Source organism: Pseudomonas sp. FG47 (assembly GCF_057809115.1).
In genome coordinates this window covers 22,657-32,064 of sequence record NZ_JBMDJI010000048.1, presented here as the reverse complement: position 1 = coordinate 32,064, position 9,408 = coordinate 22,657, and the positions used below count along the sequence as shown (strand labels likewise).

Genomic DNA, 9,408 nt, shown 5'->3' with positions numbered 1-9,408 from the left:
ATCCAGATCCAGATCCAGATCCAGATCCAGATCCAGATCCAGATCCAGATCCAGACCCAGATCCAATCCACGACCTATACTCCCAATCCCCCAAAAAACAACAGCAAGGAGCCCCCAATGCCCCTGGAAAAACAAGGCACCTGCCTGTGCCAGGCCACCCACCTGAAACTCACCCTGGAAAGCACCCACGTCAGCGCCTGCCACTGCAGCATGTGCCGCAAGTGGACCGGTGGCCCGCTGCTGGCGGTGCAGTGCAGCCACCCCCCAGAGATCGAAGGCCCCGCGCCCAGCGTCTACGACTCATCCCCCTGGGCCGAACGCGGCTTCTGCGCTCACTGCGGCACGCACCTGTTCTACCGCCTGAAAGAGAGCGGCCTCCACGTCGTGCCGGTCGGCGTGATAGACGGTGAGGAAGACTGGACTTTCACCGAACAGATCTTCATCGACGAAAAACCCACCTGGTACTGCTTCAGCAACCAAACCGAGAACCTCACCGGCCAGCAGGTGTTCGATCAATTCGCCCCGTCGTGAACCTGCCCACCTTGCCAAACCGCGACATTCCTGAGAAAACGGCGGCCACTGAAAAACCGCTTCGAGGAACCTGCCATGAGCAGTGAGCTGCAAGTCATCGATCTCCAGCAAGGCGACGGCAAGGCCGTGGTCAAGGGCGCGCTGATCACCACCCAGTACCGCGGCACCCTGGCCGACGGCAGCGAGTTCGACTCGTCCTGGACGCGCGGCAAGCCGTTCCAGTGCGTGATCGGCACCGGCCGGGTAATCAAGGGCTGGGACCAGGGCCTGATGGGCATGCGCGTCGGCGGCAAGCGCAAGCTGCTGGTGCCGGCGCACCTGGGTTACGGCGAACGCAGCATGGGCGCGATCCCGCCGAATTCGGACCTGACCTTCGAGATCGAACTGCTGGAAGTGCTGACCCGCGACGACTGATCCGCCACGCAATAATTCGGCAACACAACCGCGCTAACCTCGAGCCTGTCCACGGAACGGCACGCGTAGTCACGGACGATCCCGCCACGGATGGCGATCACGACAAGGATGCCCTGCGGCTTCGGCCGCGGGGCAATGTCGTCTTGCCTCGGTTGCTGGTACTGTCGCTGCTGACGCCCAGGACAGGAAGGCAGGGATGAACCAGCAGGTGACAGTGATCGGCGGCGGCGTGGTTGGCCTGGCTACGGCCTACGCACTGGTGCGTGATGGCTGGCAGGTCGACCTGGTCGAGGCCCGCGACAGCCTGGCCAGCGCCACCAGCTTCGCCAATGGCGGGCAACTGTCCTATCGTTACGTAGCGCCGCTGGCAGATGCCGGGGTGCCCTGGCAGGCGCTTGGCTGGCTGCTGCGCGGCGACTCGCCGCTGCGCTTGCGTCTGCGCCTGGATCCGGCGCAGTGGCGCTGGCTGGTGGCCTTCCTGTTGGCTTGCCGGCGCCCGGTCAATCGTCGTAACGCCGCGCAATTGCTGAGCCTTGCCCTGCACAGCCAGGCGGCGTTGCAGCGCTGGCGCGAAGAAGATGAACTCGACGGTTTTGCCTGGCGGCGCAACGGCAAGCTCGTGGCCTTTCGCACGCAACGTGCCTTTGCTCAGGCTCGCGCCCAACTGCTCGACCCCGACACCCAGCAGGTACTGGATGCCGTGGCGGTGCGGGGGCTCGAACCGGCGCTGGCGCAGACGCCTTTCGTCGGCGGCGTGTTCACCGCCGCCGAGGAGGTCGCCGATTGTCACCGTTTCTGCCTACGCCTGGCCGAGCGCTTGCAGGCCTCGGGGCGTTGCCGGATGCACTTGGGCCAGCCGGTGACACGGCTGGTTGCGCAAGATCAACGGGTGAGCGCGCTGCAGCTTGGGCAGCAGCGCCTGGCGGTGCAACGCCTGGTGCTCTGCGCCGGGCACCGCAGCGCCGGCCTGACCTTGCCGGGGCTCAAGCTGCCGGTGTATCCGCTCAAGGGCTACAGCCTCACCGCGCCGATTGGCGCCACCCACGAAGCACCAGAGGTAAGCCTTACCGACTACGAGCGTAAGGTCGTCTACGCCAGGTTGGACGATCAGTTGCGGGTGGCGGCGATGGTCGACATCGTCGGGTATGACGAGTCGGTCGATGCCGGCAGGCTCAGGAGCATGCGCCGGCTGGCCTGGGAGACGCTGCCCCAGGCCGCCGACTACCAGCAGGCAGTCGAGTGGGCGGGAATGCGCCCGGCGACGCCTAGCGGTGTACCTATCATCGGTGCCACCCACTATCGCAACCTGTGGTTGAACCTCGGGCATGGCGCCCTGGGCTTCACCCTGGCATGTGGCAGCGCTGAGCGGCTGGCGAAGATGTTGCGCTGAGTGCATTGACCTGAGCGCGGGGCAACTCGCATCGGCGCACCGCCGCGTCCACCGAGGCGTGGGCGCGTGACTTGCCCCGCGATGGGCAGATCAGCGGCCGAAACGCATCGGCCAGCCCAGCACCTGCTTGGTCCGTGGCGTGGCATAGGTGCGCACCTTGGAGGTACTCAGGCCCAGGCGCACCAATGACTCGGCGATAGTGACCGCCGCGCTTACGCCGTCCACCACCGGTACCCCGGTGCGCTGGCGGATCTGCTCGTCGAGCCCAGCCATGCCGCCGCAGCCGAGGCAGATCACCTCGGCCTTGTCTTCGCGCACGGCGCGCTCGGCCTGTTCGACGATGGCCTGCACCGCACGCTGCGGGTCTGCTTCGAGCTCCAGCACCGCCAGACCGCTGGCGCGTACCGAGGCGCAGCGGTCGTACAGACCGGACAGTTTCAGGCGATCCTCGATCAGCGGCACCGTGCGGTCCAGGGTGGTCACCACCGAATAGGCATGGCCCAGGTACATCGCGGTGCTGGCGGCTGCATCGGTGATGTCCACCACCGGCACGTTCAGCAGCTCCTGCAAACCTTCCCGGCCATGCTCGCCATAGCCGGCCTGGATGACGGCGTCATAGGGCTGGTCGTAGGCCAGTACCCGGTCCATCACGGCAATGGCGGCCAGGTAGCTTTCGAAATTGCCCTCCACCGATTCGGCGCCGAACCATGGGGTCAGGCCGACGATCTCGGTACCCGGAGCCGCGGCGCTGCGTGCTTGCTCGGCGATGGCCTCGGTGATGGCGGTGGTGGTGTTGACGTTGGCGATCAGGATGCGCATGGCGGATCTCCCTGAAATCAATGGCTGCTGTGGTCGACGGCGATGCACTCGCCGCTGACGTCGTGGTAATGGCCGTGGCGCGGTGCGACCAGCAGGTACAAGGCGGCGGCAATGCCGGCACCGATCAGCCAGGAGAACGGCGCGACGCCATGGAAGTTGGGTAGCAGCGCCAGGACGATGGCCAGCAGCGCGGCGGGGATGAAAGCCGCTACCGCGCGCAGGTTGACGCCGCGGCTGTAGTGGTAGGCGCCAGCAGGGTTCTCGCTGTACAACTGCGGTACGTTGATGCGGCCCTTACGCAGCAGCCAGTAGTCGGCCATGATCACGCCGTATAGCGGGCCGAGCAGGGCGCCCAGGGCGGAGAGGAAGTACACGATCACCAAGGGGCTGTTGTAGAGGTTCCACGGCAAGATCACCACCGCCAGGGTGGCGCTGATCAGCCCAGCGCGACGAAAGTTCAGGTGGCGCGGCGCCAAGTTGCTGAGGACGAAGGCCGGGGCGACGAAATTGGCCATGATGTTCACCGCCACGGTGACGATCAGGAAGGCCAGGCAGCCGAGCACCAGGAACGCAGTGTTGGGGATGCTGGCGACGATCTGGGTCGGGCTGGCGATGATCTGGCCGTTGATCTGCAACTGCGCGCCGCACAGCACGACGGTGATCGCGGCGAACACCAGGATGTTCACCGGTAGGCCCCAGAAGTTGCCGACGCGGATGGTCTTGCGGCACGGCGCGCTGCGGGCGAAGTCGCAGAAGTTCAGTACCAGGGTGCCGTAGATCGCCAGCCACAGGGCGCCGCCGGCGAAAATGTTGCGCCACATCTCGTAGCCGCTCAGCGGTGCTGCCACCGACCAGGCGATGCGCGCGTCGGCCTTGAAGTACATGAACACCGCCAGGCTTGCCACGGTCAGCAAGATCACTGGGCCGGCGAAGGCCTCGTAGCGGCGGACCATTTCCATGCCGTAGGCGAGGATCACCAACTGCACCAGCCAGATCGCCACGAAGCACGTCCAGCCCAGGCTCGACAGGCCGAGGATGCTGTCCTGGTCGTAGGCTGCCACCTGCGGCCACACCGCGCTGAGCAGCACCCGTAGCACCACCGAGGCCAGGTAGGTCTGGATGCCGAACCAGGCGATGGCGATCACCGCGCGGATCAGCGCCGGGAGCTGCGCGCCATGGATGCCGAAGGCGATGCGGCTGATCACCGGGAAGGGTACCCCGGTCTTCTGCCCCATGTAGCCGGACAGGTTCATGAAGAAGTACACCAGCGCCGCGCCGATCGCCAGCGACAGGAGGATCTGCCAGCCACCCAGGCCGAGGGCGAACAGCCCCATGGCGAAGGAGTAGTTGGCTATGTTGTGCACGTCGTTGGTCCACAGCGCGAAGATGCTGTAGCCACCCCAGCGGCGTCCGGCGAGCTTGGTCGGGGCCAGGTCGCGGTTGTGCAGGCGCGGGCTCAGCTCGAGGTCAGCCGGATGGCCTTCGAGGATGATACTGGAGGGGCTGGTGCTGGCAACGGAAAGTTCAGGGGCAAGGGGGAGGCTGCTACTCATTCCGGCGGCTCCTGATGCGCGTGACTGCGATGAGCGGGCGCTGGCGCACGGGCTCGCCATCTCGTCGGTGCAGGCGTTGGCATCACTGGGTTCTGGGCGCAACGGTCGCCGTTGGGGGCGACGCTGCGGGTTCTTGTGTATTTATGTTTTGTTGAACTTGTATACAAAACACAGACACACAAAAGCCAGTTCCGTGCCAGTCAGAAACCAGCATTTACGGAGCCATTACTTTGAATCTATCTGATTGAAAGCTAAGTAGATGAAACTAATTGGTTATAAGCTGACCAAATGAACAGGTTATATTTTGTTGTGGTGCTGTTAGTTGATCGATCGGTCAGATTTAGTTGCTAGAAGTGTGTAACCCAATGGGGCGTTGCCGGAAAAAGTGCACACAAAAATGGCACTTAAGGTTACGTTTGTGTATACATGTTGGGCGGTGTGATGCTTGTCAAAGCAACCGGCTTGTCCGGTTCGCCTGCAAGACTGGCTACTAAAGGGGAGGCGCATGGCTTGAGCGCGATCCCTGAACGCGCTCAGGCCATTGGCGGCAGCCGCCGCTTCACCGGGGTCTTCTTGATGATCGCGGTGTTGGTCTCGGCCAGTACGTTGAGTCGGTCGAGCAGGGTATCGAGCTGTTCCATCGAGCGCACATGCAGGCGGGCGATGAAACAGTCCTCGCCGGTGACCTTGTCGCACTCGGTGAACTCGGCAATGGCGACGATCTGCCGCTCCACCTCCTGCAACTGCCCAGGCAAGGGGCGGATGCGCACAATGGCCTGCAACTGGTAGCCGAAGCAGCGTGGGTCGACCTCGACCGTGTAGCCGCGCAACACGCCGCGTTCTTCCAGGCGCCGCAGGCGCTCACTGACACTGGGCGCGGACAGGCCGCTGATCTGTGCCAGGGCTTTGAGCGAGCGGCGCGAATCCTCCATCAGGGCGCTGATCAGTAACTGGTCGATGGCGTCGGTCATGGCTACCTCGTTAGGCAATTGGTGTAATTTGCCTTGATAGTAAAGGCCATGAGCTCGTTCTGCCTTGGTAATCCGCTGGAAGGTCGCAGGCTTGCCTGCGCATACTGTGGCCATCGTCGACAGGAGGTGTGAGATGGACAATGGGCTGCGTCGTGGGTCCCTGGAAATGATTGCCGCCATGCTGATCTCTGGCACCATCGGCTGGTTCGTGCTGGTGTCCGGGCAACCGGTGTTGGATGTGGTGTTCTGGCGTTGCGTGTTCGGCGCCGCGACCTTGCTGGTGATTTGCGCGGCCATGGGCTTTCTCAAACCTGGCGTGCTGTCCCGTGCCACCTTCCTGCTGGCGGTGGTCAGTGGGGTGGCCATCGTCGGCAACTGGGTGTTGCTGTTCGCTTCCTACTCACGGGCGTCGATCGCCATCGGCACGGCGGTGTACAACGTCCAGCCGTTCATGCTGGTAGGGCTGGCGGCGTTGTTCCTCGGCGAAAAGATCACCCTGGCCAAGCTGACCTGGCTGAGCGTGGCCTTCGTCGGCATGCTGGCCATCGTCGGTGCCCATGGCAATGGCCAGGCCAGCGGTGATGACTACCTGCTAGGGATCGCCCTGGCGTTGGGCGCGGCTTTTTTGTATGCGCTGGCGGCGTTGATCATCAAGCGCCTGACCGGTACCCCGCCGCACCTGATCGCGCTGGTGCAGGTCAGCACCGGCGTGCTGCTGCTGGCGCCCTGGGTCACGCTTGGCGGCTTGCCGGGCGAGTGGCCGGCAGTGGGTAGCCTGCTGACCCTGGGCGTGGTTCATACCGGGGTGATGTACGTGCTGTTGTACAGCGCCATCCAGCGTCTGCCCACCGCGTTGACCGGGGCCTTGTCGTTCATCTATCCGATCGCGGCGATCCTGGTCGACTGGTTCGCCTTCGGCCATCGCCTGGCGCCATTGCAATGGCTGGGGGTGGGGTTGATCCTGCTGGCGGCGGCGGGGATGCAGCAGGGCTGGTGGTGGCGTGCTTCAGGGACATCCGCGCGACAATGGTGATAGCGCTTTGTAACAAGGAGGTGAGGTGTTTTCCAAAATCAGTCTCGAACAATGGCGGGCGTTCGTCTGCACCGTAGAATGCGGCGGCTTCCAGCAAGCCGGCGAGCGCCTGTTCAAGTCGCAGTCGGCGGTCAGCCACGCGGTCAACCGCATGGCGCAGTTGCTCGGCCAGGAGTTGTTTGTCATCGAGGGGCGCAAGGCGGTGCTTACCCCCTTGGGCCAGGCGCTGCTGCCCCAGGCCAAGCACCTGCTCGGCGCGGCGCAGAAGCTCGAGCACCTGGCCAACCAATACCAGCCGGGGTTGTTCAGCGAACAGGCGCTGGCGGTGGATGTATTGTTCCCCCTCGAGGTGCTGCAGCAGGCCCTGGTGGATTTCGCCGGGGACTACCCGGATCAGCGTATCCGTCTGTACGAGCCTGCGCTTTCCGGCGCGTGCGAGCTGCTCGAGGACGGCAAGGTCGAACTGGCCATCGCCAGCCGTCTGCCACCGGGTTACGTGCAGGAGCTGCTGCTGAACATCACCCTGGTCTGCGTGGTCGGTGCCGAGCATCCGTTGGCCCTGGCGCGGGGCAAGCTGAGCCTGGATGACATCAAGCCGTATCGGCAGGTGGTCATTCGCGACTCCGGCATCCGTCACTCGCAGAACAGCGGTTGGCTGGGCACCTCCCAGCGTTGGACGGTAAGCAGCCTGGCAACCGCCGCAAGCTTTGTCGAACAGGGGCAGGGTTTTGCCTGGTTGCCGGAACACTGCGTGAACCCGGGACTGCGGCAAGGGCGCTTGCGACGGGTCAACCTACAGCACCAGCAGACCCGCGAAGTGCCGATGTACATGGGCTATCCAGAAGCCTATCGGCATAGTCCACAGGTTCAGCGGCTGGCACAGGCCTTGCGCCAGCGTCGCCAGCAGCACTGTCCCGTCGAGCCATGAGGCTACTTGCCTATTGCGCCTCGCGTACGCGAGCCATGGCCTGGCGCAGCTCATCCAGGCCCAGGGCGCCTGATACCAGGTAGCGCCCGTCGATCACCAGACTGGGTACCGAACGGATGCCCAGGCGCTGCCCCATAGCCAGTTCGTCGTGCAGCAACTGTGGAGCCTGTTCGTAGAAGGCCAAGGCAAAGGCCGCGGTGTCCAGGCCCGCTTCCTCGGCGAGGGTCAGTACCGTGTCGTGGTCGCCGATGTTGCGGTTTTCCACCAGGTGCGCCTCTTGCAGGCGTTCGAACATCCTGGCGTGACCGGGGTTGCCGGCCAGCAGCGTGGCGGCCTGGCAGGCCAGGCCGGCGAGCAGGCCGGTGGGGTAGTCGAAGGCCTGTTGGCGCATGCCCTCGATGTTGATGCGTGGGGTGTCTTCGGCCTCGGCGCAGGCGCGCCAGTGCTCGAGGATGGTCTGCTTGGCCTGGGGCATCGAGCCAAAGCGCTCGATCATCGCCTCGCGGCTGGTTTGCAGGATGAAGGTGCGGTGCTGGATGTCCAGGTTCAGTTCGGCCTGCAGCTGTTGCAGGCGTGGCGCCAACACGAAACACCAGGCGCAGACGGCATCGTGGAAAAATTCGACCTTGAGCGGGTGCATGGGCAATTCCGTTTGCAAAAGGGGAGGGCGGCACTATCCCCAGTACCTGCCGGGGAAAAAAGCGACAAAAATGGCGCCAACTCACTCATCCTGTTCATCAATGGCGGCCAGCGCCGGCATCGAGCGGGTAGAATGGCGTTTTTGCCTGATCCAAGACCTACATGAGCCCAGCCATCGCCACCCTCGAGCAACACCTGCTCGCCGCCCTCGACCCCGCCCCGAGCGAAACCCGTCGCCTGTTCCATGGCCGTGGCCGCTGCTGGCCGGGGCTGGAGCAGATCACCGTCGACTGGCTTGACGGCGTGCTGCTGGTGGCGCTGTTCCGCGAACCGCCCGAGGGCCAGTTGGCCGAGCTCGAGGCGATGCTGCGCGCCTTGGCCGAACGCCCGCAGTGGACCGGCCAGGCCGTGCTGCTGCAACACCGCTACCTGCCCGACAGCCCAGGCCAATGGTTGCTCGGCGAACCTTGCCAGCAGCGCGAAGTGGTCGAGGATGACCTGAGCTACCTGCTCGACCTCGGCGTGCGCCAGAACAACGGCCTGTTCCTCGACATGCGTTATGGCCGGCGCTGGGTGCGCGAGCAGGCAGCGGGCAAGCGGGTGCTCAACCTGTTCGCCTACACCTGCGGATTCTCGGTGGCCGCGATCGCCGGTGGCGCCGAGCAGGTGGTCAACCTGGACATGGCCAAGTCGGCGCTGTCGCGCGGACGCGACAATCATCGCCTCAATGGCCATGACGCCTCGCGCGTGGCGTACCTGGGGCACGAGCTGTTCAAGTCGTGGGGCAAGGTGCGCAAGTATGGGCCGTACGACCTGATCATCATCGACCCGCCGACGTTCCAGCGCGGCAGCTTCGTGCTGACCCAGGACTACGCCAAGATCCTCCGGCGGTTGCCGGAGTTGTTGACTGAAAGCGGCACGGTACTGGCCTGCGTCAACGATCCGGGGATCGGGCCGCAGTTTCTCATCGAGGGCATGGCCGAGCAGGCGCCGGGGTTGGTGTTCGTCGAGCGGTTGGCGAACCCGCCGGAGTTTGCGGATGCCGACCCTGAAGGTGGGCTGAAGGCGTTGGTGTTCCGTTCCCAGGCTTGAAATGCTGTTCGCCAGCAAGCTGGCTCCTACAGGAAGTT

The 9,408-nt window shown here is 64.4% G+C and carries 10 protein-coding genes; 6 read left to right on the top strand and 4 right to left on the bottom strand.

What is annotated here, in order from left to right:
- Positions 1-117 precede the first annotated feature (117 nt).
- The 3 genes from ACODS5_RS22750 (at position 118) to ACODS5_RS22740 (ending at position 2,335) form a co-directional block, all read left to right on the top strand.
- Positions 118-531, top strand: coding sequence for a GFA family protein (locus ACODS5_RS22750; protein WP_134694033.1), 414 nt, complete (start codon positions 118-120; stop codon positions 529-531).
- Between the two features lie 75 nt (positions 532-606).
- On the top strand, positions 607-945 hold the full coding sequence (locus tag ACODS5_RS22745; protein WP_489109714.1) for an FKBP-type peptidyl-prolyl cis-trans isomerase: 339 nt from the start codon (positions 607-609) through the stop codon (positions 943-945).
- A 196-nt stretch (positions 946-1,141) separates the two neighbouring features.
- The gene (locus tag ACODS5_RS22740) at positions 1,142-2,335 is read left to right on the top strand and encodes a D-amino acid dehydrogenase (protein WP_489109713.1); all 1,194 of its coding nucleotides are present in this window, start codon (positions 1,142-1,144) and stop codon (positions 2,333-2,335) included.
- 90 nt (positions 2,336-2,425) lie between these two features.
- On the opposite strand, the gene ACODS5_RS22735 is transcribed toward ACODS5_RS22740, so the two are convergent.
- From ACODS5_RS22735 to ACODS5_RS22725, 3 genes are all read right to left on the bottom strand, one after another.
- On the bottom strand, positions 2,426-3,154 hold the full coding sequence (locus tag ACODS5_RS22735; RefSeq protein ID WP_134694030.1) for an aspartate/glutamate racemase family protein: 729 nt from the start codon (positions 3,152-3,154) through the stop codon (positions 2,426-2,428).
- Positions 3,155-3,171: 17 nt separating this feature from the next.
- Complete coding sequence (locus ACODS5_RS22730; RefSeq protein WP_489109712.1) at positions 3,172-4,707, bottom strand: NCS1 family nucleobase:cation symporter-1; 1,536 nt, start codon at positions 4,705-4,707, stop codon at positions 3,172-3,174.
- Positions 4,708-5,240: 533 nt separating this feature from the next.
- Positions 5,241-5,678, bottom strand: coding sequence for an Lrp/AsnC family transcriptional regulator (locus ACODS5_RS22725; RefSeq protein WP_134694028.1), 438 nt, complete (start codon positions 5,676-5,678; stop codon positions 5,241-5,243).
- A gap of 133 nt (positions 5,679-5,811) precedes the next feature.
- Here ACODS5_RS22725 and ACODS5_RS22720 point away from each other — a divergent pair, with 133 nt between their 5' ends.
- Positions 5,812-6,711: a DMT family transporter gene (locus ACODS5_RS22720; protein WP_489109711.1), complete on the top strand. Its 900-nt coding sequence runs from the start codon at positions 5,812-5,814 to the stop codon at positions 6,709-6,711.
- Positions 6,712-6,736: 25 nt separating this feature from the next.
- On the top strand, positions 6,737-7,639 hold the full coding sequence (locus ACODS5_RS22715) for a LysR family transcriptional regulator (RefSeq protein ID WP_134694026.1): 903 nt from the start codon (positions 6,737-6,739) through the stop codon (positions 7,637-7,639).
- 10 nt (positions 7,640-7,649) lie between these two features.
- On the opposite strand, the gene ACODS5_RS22710 is transcribed toward ACODS5_RS22715, so the two are convergent.
- Entirely contained in the window at positions 7,650-8,279 is a 630-nt protein-coding gene (locus tag ACODS5_RS22710; protein ID WP_489109710.1) for a DsbA family oxidoreductase, read from the bottom strand.
- A gap of 161 nt (positions 8,280-8,440) precedes the next feature.
- Here ACODS5_RS22710 and ACODS5_RS22705 point away from each other — a divergent pair, with 161 nt between their 5' ends.
- On the top strand, positions 8,441-9,370 hold the full coding sequence (locus ACODS5_RS22705; RefSeq protein ID WP_489109709.1) for a class I SAM-dependent methyltransferase: 930 nt from the start codon (positions 8,441-8,443) through the stop codon (positions 9,368-9,370).
- Positions 9,371-9,408 lie beyond the last annotated feature (38 nt).